18 protein-coding genes are annotated in these 22,267 nt (G+C 74.5%); 12 read left to right on the forward strand and 6 right to left on the reverse strand.

Annotation, left to right across the window (positions count from 1 at the left end; translation table 11 throughout):
* Positions 1 to 54: 54 nt before the first annotated feature.
* Positions 55 to 1,011 (reverse strand): YafY family protein, encoded by a 957-nt coding sequence (locus MF406_RS02260; RefSeq protein WP_242896406.1) that lies wholly within the window; start codon positions 1,009 to 1,011, stop codon positions 55 to 57.
* 64 nt (positions 1,012 to 1,075) lie between these two features.
* On the opposite strand from MF406_RS02260, the gene MF406_RS02265 reads away from it, so the two are divergent.
* A complete protein-coding gene (locus tag MF406_RS02265) occupies positions 1,076 to 2,101 on the forward strand; it encodes an ABC transporter ATP-binding protein (RefSeq protein WP_242896407.1) in 1,026 nt (341 codons plus the stop codon).
* Positions 2,098 to 2,886, forward strand: a complete 789-nt coding sequence (locus MF406_RS02270) for an ABC transporter permease (protein WP_242896408.1) — start codon at positions 2,098 to 2,100, stop codon at positions 2,884 to 2,886. Before MF406_RS02265 ends, MF406_RS02270 begins: the two co-directional genes overlap by 4 nt.
* Positions 2,887 to 3,001: 115 nt before the next feature.
* On the opposite strand, the gene MF406_RS02275 is transcribed toward MF406_RS02270, so the two are convergent.
* Positions 3,002 to 4,210 (reverse strand): MFS transporter, encoded by a 1,209-nt coding sequence (locus MF406_RS02275; RefSeq protein ID WP_242896409.1) that lies wholly within the window; start codon positions 4,208 to 4,210, stop codon positions 3,002 to 3,004.
* A gap of 150 nt (positions 4,211 to 4,360) precedes the next feature.
* Positions 4,361 to 6,040: a phosphoglucomutase (alpha-D-glucose-1,6-bisphosphate-dependent) gene (gene pgm / locus MF406_RS02280; RefSeq protein ID WP_242896410.1), complete on the reverse strand. Its 1,680-nt coding sequence runs from the start codon at positions 6,038 to 6,040 to the stop codon at positions 4,361 to 4,363.
* Positions 6,041 to 6,343: 303 nt separating this feature from the next.
* Between pgm and MF406_RS02285 the strand changes: the two genes are divergently transcribed.
* From MF406_RS02285 to MF406_RS02300, 4 genes are all read left to right on the forward strand, one after another.
* Positions 6,344 to 7,051: a peptidase E gene (locus tag MF406_RS02285; RefSeq protein ID WP_242896411.1), complete on the forward strand. Its 708-nt coding sequence runs from the start codon at positions 6,344 to 6,346 to the stop codon at positions 7,049 to 7,051.
* Between the two features lie 103 nt (positions 7,052 to 7,154).
* Positions 7,155 to 7,508, forward strand: a complete 354-nt coding sequence (locus tag MF406_RS02290) for a rhodanese-like domain-containing protein (protein ID WP_242896412.1) — start codon at positions 7,155 to 7,157, stop codon at positions 7,506 to 7,508.
* A gap of 182 nt (positions 7,509 to 7,690) precedes the next feature.
* Positions 7,691 to 8,563, forward strand: a complete 873-nt coding sequence (locus MF406_RS02295) for a DUF5926 family protein (RefSeq protein ID WP_242896413.1) — start codon at positions 7,691 to 7,693, stop codon at positions 8,561 to 8,563.
* Positions 8,564 to 8,980: 417 nt separating this feature from the next.
* Positions 8,981 to 9,769 (forward strand): glycosyltransferase, encoded by a 789-nt coding sequence (locus MF406_RS02300; protein ID WP_242896414.1) that lies wholly within the window; start codon positions 8,981 to 8,983, stop codon positions 9,767 to 9,769.
* On the opposite strand, the gene MF406_RS02305 is transcribed toward MF406_RS02300, so the two are convergent.
* Positions 9,751 to 12,405: a hypothetical protein gene (locus tag MF406_RS02305; protein WP_242896415.1), complete on the reverse strand. Its 2,655-nt coding sequence runs from the start codon at positions 12,403 to 12,405 to the stop codon at positions 9,751 to 9,753. The genes MF406_RS02300 and MF406_RS02305 overlap by 19 nt on opposite strands.
* 116 nt (positions 12,406 to 12,521) lie before the next feature.
* Here MF406_RS02305 and pheA point away from each other — a divergent pair, with 116 nt between their 5' ends.
* On the forward strand, positions 12,522 to 13,496 hold the full coding sequence (pheA, locus tag MF406_RS02310) for a prephenate dehydratase (RefSeq protein WP_242896416.1): 975 nt from the start codon (positions 12,522 to 12,524) through the stop codon (positions 13,494 to 13,496).
* A gap of 360 nt (positions 13,497 to 13,856) precedes the next feature.
* Here the strand turns inward: pheA and MF406_RS02315 are convergent, their stop codons facing one another.
* Positions 13,857 to 15,146, reverse strand: coding sequence for a diacylglycerol kinase family protein (locus tag MF406_RS02315; RefSeq protein WP_242896417.1), 1,290 nt, complete (start codon positions 15,144 to 15,146; stop codon positions 13,857 to 13,859).
* Positions 15,147 to 15,351: 205 nt separating this feature from the next.
* On the opposite strand from MF406_RS02315, the gene serS reads away from it, so the two are divergent.
* Both serS and MF406_RS02325 read left to right on the forward strand, forming a co-directional pair.
* A complete protein-coding gene (gene serS, locus MF406_RS02320; RefSeq protein ID WP_242896418.1) occupies positions 15,352 to 16,623 on the forward strand; it encodes a serine--tRNA ligase in 1,272 nt (423 codons plus the stop codon).
* Entirely contained in the window at positions 16,620 to 17,534 is a 915-nt protein-coding gene (locus MF406_RS02325; protein ID WP_242896419.1) for an HAD family hydrolase, read from the forward strand. The genes serS and MF406_RS02325 overlap by 4 nt, the downstream gene beginning before the upstream one ends.
* Before the next feature lie 137 nt (positions 17,535 to 17,671).
* Here MF406_RS02325 and MF406_RS02330 read toward each other — a convergent pair whose 3' ends face one another.
* Positions 17,672 to 18,466: a MerR family transcriptional regulator gene (locus MF406_RS02330; RefSeq protein WP_242896420.1), complete on the reverse strand. Its 795-nt coding sequence runs from the start codon at positions 18,464 to 18,466 to the stop codon at positions 17,672 to 17,674.
* Between the two features lie 301 nt (positions 18,467 to 18,767).
* On the opposite strand from MF406_RS02330, the gene MF406_RS02335 reads away from it, so the two are divergent.
* From MF406_RS02335 to MF406_RS02345, 3 genes are all read left to right on the forward strand, one after another.
* On the forward strand, positions 18,768 to 20,144 hold the full coding sequence (locus MF406_RS02335) for an ABC transporter substrate-binding protein (protein ID WP_242897657.1): 1,377 nt from the start codon (positions 18,768 to 18,770) through the stop codon (positions 20,142 to 20,144).
* Positions 20,145 to 20,294: 150 nt separating this feature from the next.
* Positions 20,295 to 21,281: a carbohydrate ABC transporter permease gene (locus MF406_RS02340; RefSeq protein ID WP_242896421.1), complete on the forward strand. Its 987-nt coding sequence runs from the start codon at positions 20,295 to 20,297 to the stop codon at positions 21,279 to 21,281.
* Positions 21,278 to 22,249, forward strand: coding sequence for a carbohydrate ABC transporter permease (locus tag MF406_RS02345; protein WP_371744576.1), 972 nt, complete (start codon positions 21,278 to 21,280; stop codon positions 22,247 to 22,249). Before MF406_RS02340 ends, MF406_RS02345 begins: the two co-directional genes overlap by 4 nt.
* Positions 22,250 to 22,267 lie beyond the last annotated feature (18 nt).

Genomic DNA, 22,267 nt, shown 5'->3' on the forward strand with positions numbered 1-22,267 from the left:
TGGTGGTCGTCCCTCGATCCTGCCCGCGGACGGCGCCGGGCGCAGGTCGGGGGTTCAGAGCGCCCGGGACAGCCGGTCCCGGAAGCCGGCGAGGGCGGCGGTCACCTCCGGGTCGCCGGAGATGGTCCACGGCATCTCCGGCGGGATCCACAGCAGGGCGTAGAGCATGTCCAGCGGCCGGCTGCCCCCGATCGGCCAGTCCATCCCGCCGTCGGGGTTCTCCGTCGCGTCCTGCGCCCAGACGCCGAAGTGCTCGCGCACCTGCGCCGGGCTGGCCCGGAGGTGGACGACGGCGGAGTAGCGGTAGGCGATGCGGCCGTGCGCGGCCCGGACGAACTCCGCGGCGTCGGCGGCCGGCAGGTCGCGCGCGGGCACCCGGACCCCGGTGCCGAGCAGGGCGCGCATCCGGTCGATCCGGAAGGTGCGCCAGTCGCCCCGACCCACGTCCCAGGCCACGAAGTACCACCGCCGCTCGTGCGGCACCAGTGCGTGCGGCTCGACGTGCCGGGCGGTCTCCGTCCCGTCCGCGCTGGTGTACCGGAACCGCAGCCGCTCGTGGTCCCGGCACAGCAGCGCCAGCTGGGCCAGCACCTCCCCGGCCACGTGCGCGCCCGGGCGCACCGAGGGCACGGTGTGCTCGTGCAGCGCGGTGACGCGCCGGCGCAGGTTCCGCGGCAGGACCTGCTCGAGCTTGGCCAGCGCGCTCAGCGTCGTGTGCTCGTCCTGGCCCACCCCGGTCACCGCCGCGGCACGCAGCCCGACGGCGATCGCGACGGCCTCCTCGTCGTCGAGCAGCAGCGGGGGGAGGCTGCCGCCGCCCTCGAGCTGGTACCCGCCGGCGCTGCCCGGCCGGGCGGCGACCCGGTAGCCGAGCTCGCGCAGCCGGTCCACGTCCCGGCGCAGGGTGCGGTCGGTGACGCCGAGGCGCTCGGCGAGCGCGGCGCCGGTCCAGTGCCGGTGGGTCTGCAGCAGGGAGAGCAGCCGCAGCGCCCGGGCGGTCGGGTCGGGCATGCCGGCAAAACTACCCGCCGACGAGGACAGGATCTGTCCGGGTACCGGCCTAGCCTCGCTCGGCATGGACGCACCCATCATCCAGGCCCGCGGCCTGAGCAAGCGGTTCAAGGCCCGCAAGGGCAGCGCCGAGGTCGTCGCCGTCGCCGACCTCACCACGGACATCGCCCCCGGCTCCCTCACCGCCTTCCTGGGGCCGAACGGGGCGGGCAAGTCCACCTCCCTGCGGATGCTCACCACCCTCCTCGAGCCCAGCGGCGGGACCGCCACGGTCTGCGGGTACGACGTCGCCACCCAGGCCCCGCTGGTGCGGGCGAGCATCGGCTACGTCGGCCAGAAGAACGGCGCGGGGCACTACCAGCGCATCCGGGACGAGCTCGTCAGCCAGGGCGCGCTCTACGGCCTGGGCCCGGCCGAGCGGCGGCGCCGCGCCACCGAGCTCATCGAGATGCTCGACCTCGGCGAGGTGGCGGACCGCAACGCCATCACCCTCTCCGGCGGCCAGCGCCGGCGGGCCGACGTCGCGCTCGGGCTCATCCCCGGCCCCAGCCTGCTCTTCCTCGACGAGCCGTCCACCGGGCTGGACCCGCAGTCCCGCGCGCACCTGTGGGAGCACATCCTCACCCTGCGCGCGCGGTACGGGATGACCATCTTCCTCACCACGCACTACCTGGAGGAGGCGGACCAGCTCGCCGAGCGGGTGATGATCGTTGACCAGGGCCGGATCATCGCCGACGGCACCGCCAGCCGGCTCAAGGCCGACCTGGCCGGGGACCGGGTCACCGTCCTCGTCGCGGCCGATCCCGACGGCGCCGCCCGGGTGCTGCGGGCGGCGTCGGCCCGGTCCGGGGTCACCGAGCCGGACCTCACCGTCGGGCAGACCCCGGAGGGCACCCGGTTCGTCGCCACCGTCCAGCACGGGGACCGGGTGCTGCCCGGGCTGCTGCGCGACCTGGCGCCGCACGACGTGCGCGCCGCCGAGCTGGCCCGGCCGAGCCTCGACGACGTCTTCCTCACCCTCACCGGGCGCAGCCTGCGCGAGGAGAACCAGACCCAGACCACGCCCGAGCCGCAGGGAGCCCCCCGATGACCACGACGACCGACCCCCGCCCCGCGGCCCGGCCCGCGCTCGCCCGGGACAGCTGGGCCGTGCTGGTCCGCGAGCTGCGGCCGGTGCTGCGCGACCCGTTCAGCCTCGTCTTCTCCGTCCTCCAGCCGCTGATGTTCCTGGCCCTGTTCGGGCCGCTGCTCGGCGGGATGACCGGGCTGCCGATCGCCGAGGCGTTCCAGTGGTTCGTCCCCGGCATCATCGTGATGATTGCCCTCTTCGGCACCGCGATGACCGGCTCGAACCTGCTCTACGAGATCCAGAGCGGGGCGCACGAGCGGATGCTGGTCGCGCCGGTCGCCCGCTCCGCGCTCCTGGTCGGCCGGGCGGTGAAGGAGATGGTCCCGCTCGTCGTCCAGGCGCTGGTCATCGTCGGGATCGCCGCGCTGTGGGGCTTCCGGCCCTCGCTGCCGGGGATGGTCCTCGGCCTGGTCGTCCTGGCCGTGTTCGGCCTGGGGCTCGGGTCGCTGAGCTACGCGCTGGGGATCGTCAGCCGGGAGCGGGACTGGATGTTCTGGACCGTCCAGCAGAGCCTGCTGTTCCCGCTCATGCTGCTCTCCGGCATGCTGCTGCCGCTGGACGCCGGGCCGGGCTGGATGCAGGGCCTGGCCGCGTTCAACCCGCTGACCTACATGGTCGAGGCGGAGCGGGCGCTGTTCAACGGCGACCTCGGCGCGACGGCGGCCTGGCAGGGGGCGCTGGCCGCGGCGGTCACGGCGGTGGTCGGGATGTGGGTAGGCATCCGGGCGATGCGGCACAGCATCTGACCGGCCGATCCGGCCGCCGTCGGCGGCGCCTGACCAAGCCCCCTCCCGGGGACCCGAGGCGCCCGACGGCGGGCCGGCCGGCCGGTCCGGTGGGACGGTGCCGACCGCCCGCCGGTCAGGGCAGGCGGGCCTCGCCGCCGCGGTCCCGGGCGCGCAGCACCGGGGCCGCGGCGCACGCGGCCAGCACCGCCAGGCCGCCGCTGACCGCCACCACGGCGAACCCGGCGTGGGACCCGGCGGCGTCGATGAGCGAGCCGGCCACCGAGGAGCCCAGCGAGACCCCGATGTTGATGGCCGTGCTCAGCCAGGTCAGGCCCTCGGTGAGCTTGGCCCGCGGGACGACGTGCTCGACCATCGAGTTGCCGTTGATGATCGTCGGGGAGATGGCGAAGCCGGCGACGAACCCGACAGCGCCCATCACCAGGATGCTCTGGATGGCCAGGAAGAGCGCCGTGCCGACGGCGAGGACCGCCACGCCGAGGACGAACCGGCGCCAGGCCGGCCCGGTCCACGCCCGCGCCCCGTAGCCGAGGCCGGCGATCATCGACCCGAGCGCGAAGATGCCGAGCACCAGCCCGGCGGCCCCCGGGTTGTCGTGCTCGGCGGTGAACGCGACGACGGAGACGTCGGTGGCGCCGAAGATGCTGCCGACGAAGAGGAAGACGGCGACGAGGCCGACCATGGCGGGGGAGCGCATGACCGACCCGCGCGACGCCGAGGTCCGGACCGCCGTCGGCGGCTCGGTGGCCCGCTGGCTGAGGAACAGGTAGCCGCCCAGGACCAGCAGCACGAGCGCCGTCGCGATGCCCGCCCAGGCCGTGACGGAGGTGGCCAGGGCGGTGGCGACGACCGGGCCGAGGACGAAGGTGAGCTCGTCCAGCGCGGACTCCAGGGAGTACGCGCGGTGCAGCTCGCGCGGGTTGCGCACCACGACCGTCCACCGGGCGCGGACCAGCGCGCCGATCGAGCCGGCGGTGGCCCCGGCGAGCGCGGCGGCCACGAACAGGGTCCAGGACGGGGCCCGCAGCACGGCGGCGGTGACCAGCGCGACCAGGCCGACGGCGCTGACCGAGATCGCCGGGAGCATGACCGGCGCCTGCCCGTGCCGGTCCACCAGCCGGGCCAGCTGCGGCGCGCCGACCGCGAGGGCGATGACGAAGGTCGCCGAGACCCCGCCGGCCATCCCGTAGGAGCCGTAGAGCTGGGAGACCATCAGGACGATGCTGATCCCGACCATCGAGACCGGGAACCGGGCCAGCAGCCCGGCCATCGAGAAGGCCAGGGCCCCGGGCAGCGCGAGGATCTGACGGTACGGGCCGAGCACCGGGCGATTCTCTCACCGGTCCCGGCCGGCGGGACGACGGCGATCGGTCCCGGCCGCCGTCGCCAGGGAGGGTGGCGGCGGTGACGGCGACGAGGCCCGGCGCGCGACGGCGGCGCTGCCCGACACGCCCGACGGCCGCGCCGCCCGGCGCTACTCCGCCAGCGCCGCGTCCACGACCTCCTTCGCGGCGGCCTGCACCTGGGCCAGGTGCTCGGGGCCGCGGAAGGACTCGGCGTAGATCTTGTACACGTCCTCGGTGCCGGAGGGCCGGGCGGCGAACCAGGCATTCTCCGTGGTGACCTTCAGGCCGCCGATCGCCGCACCGTTGCCCGGCGCCTCGACCAGCCGGTCGGTGATGGGCTCCCCGGCCAGCGCGGTGGCGGTGACGTCGGCCGGGGTGAGGCTGGCGAGCCGGGCCTTCTGGGCCGCGGTGGCCGGGGCGTCGATCCGGGCGTAGGCGCTCGCCCCGTGCCGCTCGACCAGCTCGCGGTGGAACTGGCTGGGGGAGGAGCCGGTCACCGCGGTGATCTCCGCGGCGAGCAGCGCGAGCAGGATGCCGTCCTTGTCGGTGGTCCACACGGTGCCGTCGGTGCGCAGGAAGGAGGCACCGGCCGACTCCTCCCCGCCGAAGCCCACCGAGGCGTCGAGCAGGCCGGGGACGAAGTACTTGAAGCCCACCGGCACCTCGACGAGCCGGCGGCCCAGGCCCGCGGCCACCCGGTCGATCAGCGCGGAGGAGACCAGGGTCTTGCCCACCGCCGCCGTCGCCGGCCAGTGCGGGCGGTGGCCGAAGAGGTAGGCGATGGCGACGGCGAGGTAGTGGTTGGGGTTCATCAGCCCGCCGTCCGGGGTGACGATGCCGTGCCGGTCGGCGTCGGCGTCGTTGCCGGTGGCGACGTCGTAGGGGGCCCGGCCGCCGTCGGCCGCCATGGTCTCCCGCAGCGCCGCCATGGCGTAGGGGGAGGAGCAGTCCATCCGGATCTTGCCGTCCCAGTCCAGCGTCATGAACCGCCAGGTGGGGTCGACGGTGGGGTTGACCACGGTCAGGTCCAGCCCGTGCCGCTCGGCGACGGCGGCCCAGTAGTCCACCGACGCCCCGCCCAGCGGGTCGGCGCCGATGCGCACCCCGGCGGCGCGGATCGCGTCGATGTCCAGGACGTTGACGAGGTCGTCGACGTAGGCCGTGAGGTAGTCGTTGCGACCGGTGGTCTCCGCGGCGAGCGCGCGCTCCACCGGGACCCGGGGGACCGTGCGCCACCCGTCGCGCAGGATCTCGTTCGCCCGGGCCGCGATGGCCTTGGTCGCGTCCGAGCCGGCCGGCCCGCCGTGCGGGGGGTTGTACTTGAACCCGCCGTCGCGCGGGGGGTTGTGCGACGGCGTGACGACGATGCCGTCGGCCAGGCCCGGGCCCGTGGTGCGCACGCCGCCGGAGGTGCCGGCGCCGTTGTCGCGCAGGATCGCGTGGGAGACCGCCGGGGTGGGGGTGTAGGAGTCCCGCGCGTCGACGCGGGACTCCACGCCGGCGGCGGCGAGGACCTCCAGGGCGGTGCGCCAGGCCGGCTCGGACAGTGCGTGGGTGTCCCGGCCGAGGTAGAGGGTGCCGTCGATGCCCTGGGCCCGGCGGTACTCCACGATCGCGGCCGTGGTGGCGACGATGTGCGCCTCGTTGAAGGCGCCGTCGAGGCTGGAGCCGCGGTGGCCGGAGGTGCCGAAGACCACCTGCTGCGCCGGGTCGTCGGCGTCCGGCACCCGGTCGTAGTAGGCGGCGCGGACCGCGTCGACGTCGATGAGGTCCTCGGGCTGGGCGGGGGTGCCGGCGCGCTCGTGCATGGTCCGATCCTGCCAGCCAGGCGCCGGGTGCGCGCCAGGCAGCGCTGGGCGCCGGCGCCGAGAAAGCTGGCCGCCAGCGCCGGCACCGACCGCCGCCAGTGCCGAGAACGTCATAACGGTTGCTGTCAGCAACCGTTATGACGTTCTCGACGTACCCCATATCGGGCAGGGGCCCCCACGACCCTTCCAGACTCCTTGGGGTCCGGTCCTGCATAGTGTTGCTGCTGTGAAGGTTCCGACACCGCGCCCAGGGAAGCTCCTCGTTGGGACTGCCGAGCACCTCTCGCTGCCCGGAGACCGCGTATGAGGGGCACGATCGTCGCGCTGGGCGGCGGCGGGTTCTCGATGTCCGACGACGGGTCCTCGGCGATCGACGATCACATCGTCGAGCTGACGGGCAAGGCACAGCCGAAGGTCTGCTTCGTCCCGACCGCCAGCGGCGACGCGGACGGCTACGCAGCGCGGTTCGAGGAAGCCTTCAGCGGCCGCGCGCGCACATCGGTGCTCTCGCTCTTCTGCCACGAACCGTGGGGGTACACCGATCCGAACATGTTGCTCGACCAGGACGTGGTCTACGTCGGCGGCGGTTCCACCGCCAACCTGCTGGCGGTCTGGCGGCTGCACGGGCTTCCCGACCTGCTGCGGCAGGCCGCTGGAAACGGCACGGTGCTCGCCGGGATCAGCGCGGGGATGAACTGCTGGTTCGAGGGCTCGTCCACGGACTCCTTCGGGCCGCTGTCCCCGCTGCCGGACGGCCTCGGCTTCATCCCGGGAAGCGCCTGTCCGCACTACCTTGGCGAACCTGACCGCCGCGAGAAGTACCAGCGGTGGGTGGCGACCGGTGCGCTGGGCGACGGCTACGCGGTCGACGAGTACGCGGCCATCGTGTGGCGCGATGGTGCGCTGGCGGAAGCGGTCGCTGAGCAGTCGGGCCGGCCGGTGTTCCGGGTCGAGCGGACTGGTGACGACGCCGTGGAGCACGAGGTGGACGTGCGCACGCTCGTGCGGTGAAGAGCCAACGATCTGCGGCAGCCTGACCGCTTGCGGCTCTTCACAGTTGGGGGTGTGTGCGACACGCATGCAGACCGCTGTACGGCCACCTACCCTGGCTGCCATGGCTCTCCCCGACGTCCCCGGCAGTTCCGTCCCCGTCACCGCGCTCGACCCCGAGCGCCCGGTGCCCGAGGGTTACGTGCTGCTCGACGTGCGCGAGCAGGACGAGTGGGACGCCGGCCACGCCCCCGGCGCCGTCCACATCCCGATGGGCGACCTCCCGGACCGGATCGACGACCTGCCCGAGGGCGAGCTCCTGGTGGTCTGCCGCACGGGCGGCCGCTCGGGCCGTTCGGTGGCCTGGCTCAACCAGGCTGGCTTCGATGCCTACAACGTCGACGGCGGCATGTCGGCCTGGGCCAAGACGGGCCTGCCGCTGTCCTCCGAGACCGGCACGGAGCCGACGATCATCTGAGCCGCGGCCGGCCGGAGGGCATCTGAGTTGCGGCCGGCCGGAGGGCAGACCTTCCCGGCCCACCCAAACCTTCGGGGCCGGCGGAGCAGCAAGCGACCCGATCGGGAGAGTCGCCGCAGCGCTGCCGACGCACGCCCGGCCCCAGTCAGGGCGCCCCCCGGCGGCCCGTACAGTGGCGCCCCATGGGAAAGAAGAGCCGCCGCAAGTCCCGCCCCGAGGGCGCCCCCAAGCGCCGGCGCGCGGAGGTCGCCTACGTCGAGCGGCCCTTCGCCGGGCTGCCGGCCGAGACTGACCTGGTCGCGATGCGCGAGGTGGTGCCCGCGGCGACCGCGACGGTGCACACCACCGCCGAGTACGGCGACCGCGAGGTCCAACTCGTCACCCTCCTGCCGGACATGGTGCCGGCGCTGCACCGCGACGACGGCACCGTCCTGGTCGCGCTGCAGACGGCCGCGCACTCCGGGGACGCCTCCCGCGACGTCGCCGCCGCCCTGCTCGAGGCCCTCGACCTCGCCCCCGGCTCCGCGCTCGCCACCGCCGAGCCGCCCGAGCCCGGCCCGCGCCTGCAGGACGTCCTGGACTCCGGCGCCGGCGTGGACGTGGAGGTCCGCAGCACCTTCGACTTCTGGCTCACCGACCAGGCCCGGCAGGACGCCGACGTCGCCCGCGCCCTCGAGCAGGCCAACGAGAACATCGTCCCCACGGTCAAGGTCGACGGCGTGGAGTCGGCCTACTGGTGCCGGATGAGCCGGGAGTTCCTGCGCTGGGCCCGGCCGGAGGACTCCGAGCAGGTCCTCGACGCGATCGCTCGGCTGCACGCCGCGCGGCAGTCCGCCGTCGACGACGGCGCCCGGTTCGTCGGCGCGTTCCGGTCCTGCGGCATCCTCATCCCGGTCTGGGAGCTGGCCCCCGGCACCGAGGCCGAGGAGCTGACCGCACCGCTCCAGGCGTTCGAGGAGCGGTTCACCGCCGCCCTCGCCGCCGACCAGCCGCTCACGCCCGAGGAGCGCCGGGCGCGTGCGGGCATCGTCTCCCGGCAGGTCGCCCTGCGCTGACCGCGCCTCTCGCCCGGTCCCCTCTCATCCGGTCCCTCTCATCCGGCCCCCTCTCGCCCGGTCCCCTCTCGCCCGGTCCCCTCTCGCCCGGTCCCCTCTCGCCCGGTCCGCCCGCTGGCGTCGTCAGTCAGGATCGCCGACACCGGCAATCCCCATGTCTGTACTCGTTATGGCGGCTTGCCGTCGAGCGGAAGCAGCCATAACGAGTACAGACATGGCAGCTCGCGACCCGAGTCTCGGCTCCCGAGCGCCGTCGGATCATGGCTCGAGCCCCGTGCGTACCAGCGCATGAGCACACGCCGTGCCGCGCCGCACCGGCCGCCGTCGGCACCTCGGATCCCGGCACCGTCATGAGCTGGTCAAGGGAACCCCTCGCTCGGGTGCGGCCTTGGTCGCACTCCTGGATACTCTTGACGCGTGAGGCAGGAGTCGGGGTCGCAGCGGGTCGCCGTCGTCATCCCTGCCAAGGACGAGGTTGACCGCATCGCCGCGACCGTCCGGGCCGCCCGCGCCATCCCGCACGTGGACCTCGTCGTCGTCGTCGACGACGGCTCGGAGGACGGCACGCAGCACGCCGCGCGGGCGGCGGGCGCCGTCGTCGTGCGCCACTCGGTCAACCGGGGGAAGGCCTCCGCGATGGAGACCGGCGCCCGCGTCGTCGCCATGCGCGACGCCCAGGGCGAGCCGGCCCGGCTGCTGCTCTTCCTCGACGCCGACCTCGGCGAGAGCGCGGTGGCCACCGCGCCGCTGGTGCCGCCGGTCCTGGAGGGGCGGGCGGACTGCACCATCGCGGTGCTCCCGCCCCAGCCCGGCGCCGGCGGCCGGGGGATCGTCACCGGCCTGGCGCGCCGGTCGATCGCCCGGGCCACCGGGTGGACGCCCACCCAGCCCCTGTCCGGGCAGCGGTGCATGACGCGGGAGGCGTTCGAGGCCGCCCAGCCCCTCGCCCACGGCTGGGGCGTGGAGACCGGGATGACGATCGACCTGCTCGTCGCCGGCCTGACCGTCCAGGAGGTGCCCTGCGACCTGCGCCACCGCCCGTCCAGCAACAACCTGGCCGGGCAGCTGCACCGCTCCGCCCAGTACCGGGACGTCGCCCTCGCCGTCGCGCACCGCAACGTCCGCCGGGTGCGGGTCCCGCCCGGCCGGCGGGGGGAGAACCCCAGCCGGCAGCGCCCCGGCCGGCCCTACCGCGCCTGGGCCTGAGGGCCGGCCCGCAGGGCGTCCGACCGGCCGGGGGAATCCGCCCGCCCCTCCGGCGGGCCCGGCGCCGCTGGGTCCTGCCGGCCCAGCAGCCACCCGGTCACCACCGAGATGAGCAGCGGGACCGCCACCGAGATCCCGATCGCCGGGATGACGATGCCGGAGTCGTTGAGGACGAAACCGATGCCGAGCGTGACCCCCAGGGCCACCAGCAGCGGCGTGAGCAGCATCGCGGCCCGGTCGATCCGGCCCACCGCGCCGTCCCCGACCAGCCACCCGTAGGCCCCGCCGTCCTGCCCGCGGGCGGCGTCGCGCAGCGGGCGGGAGAGCAGCACGACGACCAGCACGATCCCGCCGATGGCCAGGAAGGTCAGCGGCGAGCCGAACAGGTTGGCCAGGTTCTGGCCGAGCTTGCGGCCCACCACCGACCACAGCCCGCCGTCGAGGACCGTCTCGACGAACCGGCCCAGGTGCGAGCGCTCCGCCGGCGGGCGCAGCCAGTCCACCAGGGAGAAGCCGACCACCACCACGGCCGCGGCCGCCAGCACCCCGGCGACCCGGCGCAGCGTCAGCCGCACGCCCAGGGTCAGCAGGCCCAGGACGAGGAAGCCGGGGACGAGCGCGGGCGGGCCGCCGAAGTCGGCGCCGATGGCCGGCAGCCCGTCCAGCACCACCGCCGTGACGCCGACGGCGCCCACCGCGGCCGCCGCGGCCCGCCGTCGGCCGCGGCGCACCAGTGGCTCGGCCAGGCACATGGCCACCAGCAGCGCGGCCGCGGCGAACAGGGCGAAGGAGGAGTTGTTGAACCCGTAGAACCGGCCGCCCACCTGCGGCTGGACCCCCATCAGGGCCGAGACCTGCAGCGTCGCGCCGGTCAGCACGTCCACCGCCAGCACCGCGGCGGTCAGCCCGGCGACGACGGCGACCGGGCCGAGCAGCCCGCGCCAGGGCCCGAGCAGCGCCGCGGCCGCGACCGCCGCGGCGAGCACCGCCGTCGCCGCGAACAGCACCAGCCCGGGGGCGTCGGCGCGCCACCAGGGCAGCAGGTTGGCCAGGTAGGACGCCACCGGGACGGCGCCGACGCCGACCGCCACCGCCCGCAGCACCCGCAGCATCCCGCCGGGCCGGCCGGACCGCAGCGCCCGTGCCACCCGGCCCGGCAGGCCCCGCCCGCGGGCCTCCAGCCGGGCCGCCGTCCGGTCCAGCCAGCGCCGGTTCAGGCCCACGCTGGCCACCCCGTACAGCAGCAGGTTCATCGCCACCAGCGCGGAGTAGAACGGCCCGGTCAGTGGCCGGACGGCCACCGCGTGCGCGTTCACGTCCGCCAGGTACGCCACCCGCTCCGGGCCGGTGCGCCCGTCGGCCGCGTGCCCGAGCGGGGCGCCGGCCAGCCCGGCGGGCACGTCCAGCCCGAGCATGCCGAGCACGGTGGGGGTGAGGTCGGTGGACTGCAGCATCCCGGGCTGGCGGGTGGAGCGGGTGTCCAGCAGCGCCCCGTCCGCGGGCAGGTCGGGGCCGAGCGCCGGGCCGGCGGCCACCGCGACCTGCATGAGCGACCGGGTCCCGGAGTCGGCGAGCGAGCCGAGCACCACGGTCGCCTGGGGGGAGGCGGCCTGGACCGCCTCGAGGACGGCGCCCACCCGGGCGTCCACGCCGGCCACCTGCTCCGCCCGCTCGGGGGAGGCGAGCAGCCAGGCCTCGCCGGAGCTGGGCGGGGCGGTCTCGGAGGGGTCCGGCTCGTCGGTGCGGTCCACCGATGCCGACTCCGGGACGAGCACGAGCGGCCGGTTGCGGTCCCGTACGGTGCCGACGTCGACGACGGCGAGCGCGTGGCCGGGCAGGGCGGCGCCGACCTGCTCCCCGAGCCGGGTGGGGCTGACCGGGGCGAAGGTGTGCTCCCCGGTGACGACGCCGTCACTGCCGGCCAGCGCGATGGCCGCACCGGCGCCGACGGCGACGGCCGGCATGCCGGCGTCGGCGAGGCGGTCCCCGAGCAGGCCGGGCTGGGCGTCGTAGGAGGCCTCGGCGGCGGCGTCGAGATAGTCCGACCATCCGGGGACGGCGCCGTCCGAGCCGGCCTCGCGCAGCGCCCGGCAGGTGCCATAGGTGCCGGTCGGCAGGTCGGCCGCGCGGCGGCCGGCCGACAGCGCCAGCCAGCCGTCGGCCGGGCAGGTGCTCGAGCGGACGGAGCGCACGACCATGTTGCCGCTCGCGCCGTGCTCGGCCAGCGCCCACAGGTTCGGGGTGGCCAGCGCGGAGAGGTCCTCCCAGCGCACCCCGCCGGTGCCGATGACGACGAGGGGGGCGCTGGGGCTGGCGGTGGCACCGGCGGCCGTACCGGGGTCGGCGGGGGTGCCTGGGTCGGTGGGTGCGCCGGCGGCCGGCGTCCTTGCTCGGTCGGTGGGTGCGCCGGCGACCGGAGCGCCGGGCGAATCGGTAGGTGCACCCGCGCTGGCGAGGGCGCCCGAGTCGGTGGTCGCGGCCGGGCCGGCCGTCTCGGCCGCCCCGGCACTCGCCGTGGGCCCCGGCGCCGCGGCCGCCACCAGCGGCGCGATCAGGGGCAGCACGAGCGCGAGGGTGACCACCGCGGCGAGGACGATGACGACCCACCGCTGCGTGCGCTGTCGCCGCCGGCTCACCCGGGCAGCCTACGTGGCGCGCCCCCGGGGCAACCTTGGCCACAGCCGCGCGCGGCACCCGGCCGCCCCACGGCGACGACTACCCTGCAGGGGTCGCACCGCCCCCAGGAGGTCCCATGCCCGCCGTCGACGGCGTCCGTCCCCGCGCCCGGTACGCCTACCTCGGGCCGGAGGGCACCTTCTCCGAGGTCGCGCTGCGGCAGGTCGTCACCGGGGAGGACGCCGACCTGGTGCCGTGCACCGACGTGGTGACCGCGCTGGACCGGGTCCGGTCGGGCGAGGTCGACTTCGCCGTCGTCCCGATCGAGAATTCCGTAGAGGGCGGCGTCAACGTCACCATGGACACCCTTGCCACCGGGGCGCCGCTGCGGATCGTGGCGGAGATGCTGGTCCCGGTCGCGTTCACCCTCTCCGCCCGGGCCGGGACCACCCTGGAGCAGGTCCGGCGCATCGGCACCCACCCGCACGCCTGGGCGCAGTGCCGCCGCTGGGTCGCCGCGCACCTGCCCGGCGCCGTGCACGTCCCGGCCACCTCCACCGCCGCCGCGGCCGCGCTGCTCGCCGAGCGGCCCGACGCCGGCTTCGACGCCGCCCTGTCCTCGGCCGTCTCGGTGGAGAAGTACGGCCTGACCCCGCTGGCCGAGGGCATCAACGACAACCCGCACGCGGTGACCCGGTTCATCCTCGTCGCCGCCCCCGGCTACCTCCCCCCGCCCACGGGCGCGGACAAGACCACGCTCATGGTGCACCTGCCCGACAACGAGGCCGGGGCCCTGCTGAGCATGCTCGAGCAGTTCGCGACCCGGGGGGTCAACCTCTCCCGGATCGAGTCCCGGCCGATCGGGGACTCCCTGGGCCGGTACTCCTTCTCCATCGACGCCGAGGGGCACGTGGCCGAGGAACGGGTGCAGGCCACCCTCATCGGCCTGCACCGGGTGTGCCCCACCGTGCGGTTCCTCGGCTCCTACCCGCGCGCCGACGGGCAGCGCCCGCAGATGCGGCCCGGGACGCACGACGCCGACTTCCGCGCGGCACGGGACTGGGTGGCGGGACTGCTGGACGGGCTGGCGCCGACCGGGGCGGGGGACTGAGGACCCGCTGCCGGGCCAGCTGAGGACCGGCTGCCGGGCCGGGTCGGCGGCGGGCTCTAGCGTGCGGACCGTCGGCGGCCCGGCGCCGGTGCGACTGGCCCATCCCCAGCCGAGCTCCGGCTGGCCCTGTCCACAGCCGGGCCCGAGCAGTAGCTGGCGCCCAACATCGAGAACGTCAAAACGGTTGCTGTCAGCAACCACTTTGGCAGTCTCGATGCTGCCGGGCGGCCGTCGCCGTCGGCGGGCCGAACACCGAGAACGTCAAAACGGTTGCTCTCAGCAACCACTTTGCCAGTCTCGACGCGGGAGGCAGGGCCGAGGCGCGGCCTGAGGCCGGTCTGCCGCTGGCGACCCCGGCCGCTACGCCGTGCGCACCACCAGCGCCCGCTCCTCCACCCGGGCCCGCACGACCCGGGCGTAGCCGATGAGGTCGCCGTCGACCTGGACGTGCTCGGGCTCCTCGGTGCGGACCACCACCTCCTGGGAGCGGCGGAACTCGATGGTGCCGGTGGCGTAGGGCACCAGGTCCCGGCGCACGCCGATGCCCTGGAGGACCACCTTGCGGAGCAGGTCCGCCCAGCCGATCAGGCCGCCCCGGGTGTCGATCGCCGCCACGTCCAGCCACCCGTCATCGAGCTGGGCGTCGGGGAAGAGCACCACCCCGCCGGGCAGCCGACCGACGTTGGCGAACAGGATGGTCCGGGCCGTGATCGTGTCCCCCGGCCCGGACCCGCCGAGCTCGACGGTGGCCCGGATCTTCCGGCCGGTCAGGTGCTTGACCCCGGCGAGGAAGTACGCCAGCCAGCCGATCCGGGCCTTGAGCTCGTCGTCGGCGCCGGCGACCATCGCCGCGTCGAAGCCGAGGCCGCCGATGACCAGGAACACGTGCTCCTTGTCCGGGTCCTCGACCGGGACCTGCGGGGTCTCGGCGGCGTGCGCGCGCAGCTCCTCCTCGTCCTCGGGCAGCGCGCTGTCCAGGTAGCGGCCCTCGGCGGCCGCGCCGGACCCGGTCGCGTCGGCGCTCTTGGCGGTCGAGGCGTCAGCCCGGCCGGCGACCTTCGCCTCGTCCTCCGCGGAGAGCGGCTCGGTGCGCAGCCAGCCCATGTCGATCGGCCGGTCTCGCCCGGTCAGGGCGGTGGAGACCATCTCGCGCTGGCTGCCCAGCGGAATCTCCAGGTTGCGGGCCAGCAGGTTGCCGGTGCCCAGCGGGACGAGGCCCATCGGCACCTCGCTGCCGGCCAGGGCCTCGGCGACGGCGCGCACGGTGCCGTCCCCGCCGGCGGCGATCACCAGCGACGCCCCGGCGGCCAGCGCCTCCCGCGCCTGCCCCAGGCCCGGGTCCTCCACGGTGGTCTCGAACCACAGCGGCTCGGCCAGCCCCACCTCGCCGGCGGTCTGGTTCACCAGGTCCCGCAGGCCTTCCACGTCCCGGACCTTCGACGGGTTCAGCACGACGGCGGGCGGGCCGGGCGGCTCCTCGTCCGCGGGCTGGTCCTCGGTCGCCTCCTCGGCCGCACCGTCCCCGGCCGTCCCGGGCCGGCGGGTCCCGGCGCGGGCAGGGCGAACGGCGCGCCAGGCCAGCGCACCGGCGATGAGGGCCACCACGGCGAGGAGGAGCGCCACGACCGCCAGCCACTGCTCCCACGCCATGGGCGAACGGTACCCACGGCGGCCGGGGTGCACCGCGCGGGACCACGGCGCCGGGTGCTGGGGCCGACCGGCGCCGGGTGCGGGGGGCGTGCGGCCGGGCGGGCCGACCCCCCGACGCCCTGCCGTGTGCGGCGAGGCCGCCTGCCGTGCCGGGCCCACCGGCGCCCGGTGCGGGGCCGACCGCGCCGCCCGTTACCCTCGAGGGGTGATCGACCTCAAGGCCCTGCGGGCCGACCCGGAGAAGGTGCGGGCCAGCCAGCGGGCCCGCGGGGCCGACGTGGACGTCGTCGACGCCCTGCTCCAGGCCGACGCCCGGCGCCGGTCCACCCTGACCCGGTTCGAGGAGCTCCGCGCCGAGCAGAAGCAGGCGTCCCGGAGCGTCGGCGCCGCCGACCCGGCGGAGCGGCCGGCCGTGCTGGCCCGCGCCAAGGAGCTCGCCGCCCAGGTCCGCGCCGCCGAGGTCGAGGCCGACGCCGCCGCCGCGGAGGTCGACGCGCTGCTGCAGCAGGTCCCCAACGTCGTCCTCGACGGCGTCCCGGCCGGCGGGGAGGAGGACTACGCGGTCCTCAAGCACGTGGGCACCCCCCGCGACTTCGCCGCCGAGGGCCTCGCCCCGCTGGACCACCTCGACCTGGGCGAGGGCCTGCGCGCCATCGACACCAAGCGCGGCACCAAGGTCGCCGGCGCCCGGTTCTACTTCCTCACCGGTATCGGCGCCCGGCTCGAGCTCGCCCTGCTCACCGCCGCCCTGGACCAGGCGCTCGCCACCGGCTTCACGCCGATGGTCACCCCCACCCTGGTCACCCCGCAGACGATGGCCGGCACCGGCTTCCTCGGCGCGCACACCGATGAGGTCTACCACCTGGCCACCGACGACCTGTACCTCACCGGCACCTCCGAGGTCGCGCTCGCCGGCTACCACGCCGACGAGATCCTCGACCTCGACGGCGGCCCGCTGCGCTACGCCGGCTGGTCCACCTGCTACCGGCGCGAGGCCGGCTCCTACGGCAAGGACACCCGCGGCATCATCCGGGTGCACCAGTTCAACAAGGTGGAGATGTTCTCTTACGTCCCGGCGGAGCAGGCGGAGGAGGAGCACGCCCGGCTGCTCGCCTGGGAGGAGGAGATGCTCGCCAAGGTCGAGCTGCCCTACCGGGTCATCGATACCGCCGCCGGGGACCTCGGCACCTCCGCCGCCCGGAAGTTCGACTGCGAGGCCTGGCTGCCCAGCCAGTCCCGGTACCTCGAGCTCACCTCCACCTCCAACTGCACCACCTTCCAGGCCCGGCGGCTGGGCATCCGGGAGCGGGCGGCCGACGGCCAGACCCGCCCGGTGGCCACCCTCAACGGCACGCTCGCCACCACCCGGTGGCTGGTGGCGATCCTGGAGAACCACCAGCTGCCCGGCGGGGCCGTCCGGGTGCCCGCCGGGCTGCGGCCCTACCTCGGGGGCCTGGAGGTCATCGAGCCCGCATGACGGACCTCACCGGCGCCAGCGTCCCGGCGGAGCCGGCCGGCAACGGCGTCCTGCCGCTGGCCGCGCGCGCCGCCCGGTGGCGGGAGGCGCTGCCGCCCACCCTGCCCGCCGCGGGGGCGGACCTGCTCGTCGCCCTGGACATCGACGGCACCCTGCTCACCCACGACGGCGAGCTCCGCCCCGCCGTCGCCGAGGCCGTGGCCGACCTGCGCGACACCGGGACCCGGGTGGTCCTGGCCACCGGCCGCTCCCTCCAGGCCGTCACCCCGGTGGCCGCCGCCCTGGGCCTGACCCACGGCTGGGCGGTGTGCTCCAACGGGGCCGTCGTCATCCGGCTGGACCCCGGGCTGGCGGAGGGGCACGAGATCACCGACGTCGTCACCTTCGACCCGGGGCCGACCCTGCGGCTGCTGCGCGAGGAGGTGCCGTCCGGGCTGTTCGCGGTGGAGGACCTCGGCCGCGGGTTCAAGGTGACCTCGCCCTTCCCGATGGGGGAGCTGACCGGGGAGGTGGAGGTGGTGGACTTCGAGGAGCTCGCCGCCGCCCCCGCCACCCGGGTGACGCTGCGGGCGCCGGAGCTGAGCTCGGCGGACTTCCACGACCTCGTCCAGCGGGTGGGCCTGCACGGGGTGGGCTACGCGGTCGGCTGGACCGCGTGGCTGGACATCTCCCCGGAGGGCGTGAGCAAGGCCAGCGCGCTGGAGATGCTGCGCGGGCGGATGGACGTCCGGCCCGCCGCCACGGTCGCGGTGGGCGACGGGTCGAACGACCTGGAGATGCTCGCCTGGGCCGCGCACGGGGTGGCCATGGGCGACGCCGGCCCGCAGGTGGTGGCGGCGGCCGACGTCGTCACCGACCGGGTGGGCCAGGACGGCGCCGCCGTCGTGCTGCGGGCGCTGCTCGAGCGCTGACCCGGCCGACGGAGAGGGGTGTGGCACGGTCACCAGGGCGGTGGCCGACGGCGGTCCCGCACCGCCGGCCGAGACGATCCCGACGGTGGCCGCCGTCGTCGGGACCCCGTTAGCGAGCAGCCGACCGGCCGCTCCCGTCAGGACACGTGCGCCTGCCGGTCGGCGTTGGCGTGGATGGCGTCCCGGACGTACTGCGCGAGGCCCGGGTGGACGTCCTCGTACGTCTTGGTGTACCGCGGTTCGGTGACGTACATGTCGCTGAGCTTGCGGTGGAACTGGGCGTCGAGGTCGTAGAACCAGCGCTCGATATGGGCCCGCGCCGCCTCGGCGGCGTCCATCGCCTCGGCGGAGGTGGCCGGCAGCCCGGCGGTCAGCGCCGCGACGAACGCGGCGTTGACCGCCTCGCTCTCGGCCTTGATCTGCTCCCAGTCCGCCTTGGTGTACTCCCGGGTGCGCTGCTCGGACTGCCGCCACGCGTCGGTGCCGCCCCAGCGCTCCTGGGCCTCGGCCGCGTACTCGTCGCTGAAGCTGTCCCCGAACAGCTCGCGCTGCTCCTGCGGGGTGAGGTTCACGCCGTTCATCTCTTGCTCCCACGCTCGGTCGATGGCTGCCAGGAGCTCGGTGAGCTCCGCCAGCCGGGACACGACCACCGCGCGCTGGCGCTGCAGGTGCTCGGCCACCGCCCCCGGCGTCTCCTGCGCGAGCAGCTCGTGGATCTGCTCGAGCGGCAGGCCCAGGCGCCGGTAGACCACCACGCTGCGCAGCCGGTCGATGTCCGCCGGCGCGTACAGGCGGTACCCGGCGTGGCTGCGTGCGCTCGGGGTGACCAGGCCGATCTCGTCGTAGTGGTGCAGGGTCCGCACCGTGACGCCGAGCTGCTCGGCGATCTGGCCCACCGTGAGCACCTGCTGCTCCTCCGTCGCTGCGGTCATGCCCTCCACCGTGCTGGCTCACGTCGGGTGAGGGTCAACCGCCATCGTCCGCCACCGGTGGGCGGCGGCGCTCGCCGACGGCGGGCACCGGGCCGGTCGTCGTCGGCCGGTACCGGGCCGGTCGCCGTCGGCGGCACCGACCCGGGACCTCCGTCCCGGATCTGCGCCGCCGGGCCATCGTTGCCGGATCGTTACCGGTTCCGGGCCGCTTTCGGTTGAAGAACCGGGGGCCGACGGCTTGGGTAGCCGTGGGAGCGGTTCCGCTCGCGGACGATGACGTACGAGGAGGACTGTCGTGAGGATGACGACCAAGCGGCGTGCCATGGGGACGCTGGCCGGCGCGGCGGCGCTGGCCATGACCCTGGGGGCCTGTGGCGGGGCCGACGAGCTTGGCGGCGGGGGCGGCGGGGGCGGCGGGGACGACACCGCCGGCGGCACCGACTGCTCGCCGTACGAGGACTACGGCAGCTTCGACGGCGAGACGGTCTCGCTGTTCTCCTCCATCCGCGAGGTCGAGGCGGACCAGCTCCAGGACACCTTCACCGAGTTCACCGAGTGCACCGGCATCACCGTGGAGCACAACGGCTCCGGGGAGTTCGAGCAGCAGGTCGTCGTGCAGGCCGAGGGCGGCAACGCGCCCGACCTGGCGATCTTCCCCCAGCCCGGCCTGTTCGCCCGCATGGTCGAGTCCGGCTACCTCGTCGAGCCGTCGGAGGAGGTCGAGGCCAACGTCGACGAGGGCTGGAGCGAGGACTGGAAGAGCTACGGCACGGTGGACGGGACGTTCTACGGCGCGCCGCTCATGGCCAGCGTGAAGTCCTTCGTCTGGTACAGCCCGACGGCGTTCGAGGAGAACGGCTACGAGGTCCCCACCACGTGGGACGACCTGATGGCGCTGACCGAGCAGATCGCCGCCGACCACGGCTCGGAGGACGTCAAGCCCTGGTGCGCCGGGATCGAGTCCGGCGGGGCGACCGGCTGGCCGGCCACCGACTGGATCGAGGACATGGTCCTGCGCGCCGGCGGCCCGGACGTCTACGACCAGTGGGTCAACCACGAGATCCCGTTCAACGACCCGCAGATCGTCGAGGCCGTGGACATGGCCGGGGGCATTCTGAAGAACCCGGACTACGTCAATGGCGGCATCGGCGACCCCCGCTCGATCGCCACGACGTCCTTCAACGACGCCGGCCTGCCGATCCTCGACGGCAACTGCTTCCTGCACCGCCAGGCCTCCTTCTACGAGGCGCAGTGGCCCGAGGGCACCGACGTCAGCCCCGAAGGCGACGTGTTCGCCTTCTACCTGCCCGGCGAGACCGAGGACGAGAGCCCGCTGCTGGTCGGCGGGGAGTTCGTCGGCGCCTTCAACGACAATGAGGCCACCCAGGCCGTCCAGGCGTACATGTCCTCGGGCGAGTGGGCGAACACCCGGGTGGAGATCGGCGGGGTGACGAGCGCGAACACCGCCGTCGACCCCGAGAACGCCTCCTCCGACGTCCTGCGCCTGGCCATCGAGCTGCTCCAGGACGAGAACGCGGTCGCCCGCTTCGACGGCTCGGACATGATGCCCTCCGAGGTCGGTGCGGGGGCCTTCTGGTCCGGGATGGTGAGCTGGATCGACGGCGCCGAGACCCAGACGGCGGTGGACCAGATCGAGGCCGCCTGGCCCGCCGGCTGAGGACGCCGGCCACCGGGGGGAGCAGCCACCGCGCTGCTCCCCCCAGCCCGTCCCGCGGCGCGCGCCCCCGGCCCCGGTGGCGGGCCGGGCCGCAGCCGCCGACCCCCGTCCGGCCCCAGGGCGGCGCCGCCGCCGCCGAGGAGATGAGAGATGGACTTCTTCCTGTACTCCAAGATCGGGCAGATGGTCCTGGCGCTGCTGGCCTTCGCCGCGGTCGTCGCGGTCCTGATGCTCGGCGCGCGGGTGGCCGACCGGGTCGCCGGGCGGACCCGCAACCTGTGGGCGCTGCTCGTCTTCGCCGGGCCGGCGCTCCTCCTGCTCGGCGTCGGCCTGATCTACCCGGCCGGCCGCACGATCGTCATGTCCTTCATGGACCGCCGCTCGGAGGAGTGGGTGGCCCTGGACAACTACGCCTGGGTCCTCAACAACCCCGAGTCCCTGCGGGCCTTCATCAACACGTTCTGGTGGGTGATCCTCACCCCGCTCGTGGCGACGGTCGTGGGCCTGCTCTACGCCATCCTCATCGACGGCAAGCGGTTCGAGAAGGTCGCCAAGTCGCTGCTGTTCATGCCCATGGCGATCTCCTTCGTCGGTGCCGGGATCATCTGGAAGTTCGTCTACGAGTACCGCGGCGCGGCGCAGGACCAGATCGGCCTGCTCAACGCCGTCCTGGTGGCGGTCGGCCTGGAGCCGGTGCGGTTCCTCCAGGACGGGCCGTGGAACACCTTCTTCCTCATCTTCGTGATGATCTGGGTGCAGGCCGGGTTCGCCATGGTGCTGCTCTCGGCGGCGATCAAGGCGATTCCGACCGACATCGTCGAGGCGGCCCGGCTCGACGGCGTCAGCCCCTGGCAGATGTTCCGCTCGATCACCGTGCCCTCGATCCGGCCCACCCTGGTGGTGGTGGTGACCACGATCTCCATCGCCACGCTGAAGATCTTTGACATCACCCGGACGATGACCGGCGCCCGGTTCGGCACCCAGGTGCTGGCGAACCAGATGTACGACCAGTCCTTCACCTTCGGCAACAACGGGATCGGCTCGGCGACGGCCGTGGTCATCTTCGTCCTAGTGATCCCGATCATCGTGTACAACGTCCGGCAGATGCTCAGGAACCGGGAGGTGCGTGGAGCATGAGCGGCACCACTCCGGCGAACCCGGCGGTCGCCGTCGGCCGCCCCGCCACGTCCGTCCCGGACCCGATGGGCGGCCGGCCGGCCCCCACCAACCGGGTGACCACGTCCTCCCGGGCCAAGAAGACGCTGTCCACCCGGGTGGGCTCCGCCGTCGCTCTGGTCATCGCGGTGCTGTGGACGCTGCCGACGGCGGGCCTGCTCATCACCTCCGTGCGGCCCGAGGGGCAGATCCGGTCCACCGGCTGGTGGACGTTCTTCAGCGACCCCGCGTTCACCCTGGACAACTACCGCGAGGTCGTGTTCGGGCGGGCCTCCTCGGGCGCGCTGGCGAACTTCTTCATGAACTCCCTCACGATCACCGTGCCGGCGACGGTGATCCCGCTGGTGCTCGCCATCATGGCGGCCTACGCCTTCTCGGTGCTGCAGTGGAAGGGCCGGGACACGGTGTTCGTGCTGGTCTTCGCACTGCAGATCGTGCCGCTGCAGATGGCACTCATCCCCCTCCTGCGGATCTTCTCCGGGACGGCCGTGGCGGAGGCGTTCCCGTTCCTGTCGATCTGGGTGGCGCACTCGATCTTCGCGCTGCCGCTGGCGGTGTTCCTGCTGCACAACTTCATGGCCGAGGTGCCGCGGGAGCTCATCGAGGCGGCCCGGGTCGACGGCGCCGGGCACGTGACCCTCTTCTTCCGGATCATGCTGCCGCTGCTGGTGCCGGCCATCGCCAGTTTTGCCATCTTCCAGTTCCTGTGGGTGTGGAACGACCTGCTCGTCGGGCTGACGTTCTCCGGCGGGAACAACCAGATCCAGCCGCTGACCGCGCGGCTGTCGGAGATGGCCGGCTCGCGCGGGCAGGACTGGCACCTGCTGACCTCCGGGGCCTTCGTCTCGATGATCGTCCCGTTGGTCGTGTTCTTCGCCCTGCAGAAGTACTTCGTGCGCGGGCTGCTCGCCGGGTCGGTCAAGGGCTGAGGCCGGGGCCGGGCGCCG

Origin of the sequence: Georgenia sp. TF02-10, from assembly GCF_022759505.1 — a bacterium.
Lineage (GTDB): Bacteria > Actinomycetota > Actinomycetes > Actinomycetales > Actinomycetaceae > TF02-10.